The organism is Eubacterium sp. 3_1_31, assembly GCF_964249515.1.
Classification (GTDB): domain Bacteria; phylum Bacillota_I; class Bacilli_A; order Erysipelotrichales; family Erysipelotrichaceae; genus Longicatena; species Longicatena caecimuris.
This window is the reverse complement of the sequence record NZ_CAXUBY010000122.1, coordinates 1-533: the sequence shown is the minus strand read 5'-3', so window position 1 is coordinate 533 and position 533 is coordinate 1. Positions and strand designations below refer to the sequence as shown.

General features: G+C 43.5%; 1 protein-coding gene. It reads left to right on the top strand.

Annotation, left to right across the window (positions count from 1 at the left end; translation table 11 throughout):
- Positions 1 to 3: 3 nt before the first annotated feature.
- A partial coding sequence (locus ACESSZ_RS16520; RefSeq protein ID WP_499842916.1) for an integrase DNA-binding domain-containing protein occupies positions 4 to 533 on the top strand: 530 nt, incomplete at its 3' end.

The window sequence follows — 533 nt, the reverse complement described above, 5'->3', positions numbered from 1 at the left end:
ACCATGAAAGAAAAAAGACGGGATAGCAAAGGACGTATCCTGCATACTGGAGAGAGCCAACGAACAGACGGAAAATACTTATATAAATATGTGGACGCATTTGGAAACACAAAATATGTGTATGCTTGGAGATTGACACCCACAGACCCGACACCAAAGGGAAAACGGGAAAAACCCTCACTTCGTGAACTGGAACAGCAGATAAGACGGGATATTGAGGACGGTATCGACAGCACAGGCAAGAAAATGACGCTTTGCCAACTCTACGCCAAACAGAACGCACAGAGGGCAAACGTGAAGAAAAGCACACAGAAACAACGGGAACAGCTCATGCGGTTATTGAAAGAGGACAAGTTAGGTGCTAGGAGCATTGATACGATAAAACCCTCTGACGCTAAGGAATGGGCGTTACGCATGAAAGACAAAGGCTTTTCCTATAACACCATTAACAACCATAAACGCTCGTTAAAAGCGTCATTCTATATCGCCATACAAGACGATTGTGTAAGGAAAAACCCTTTTGATTTCAAGTT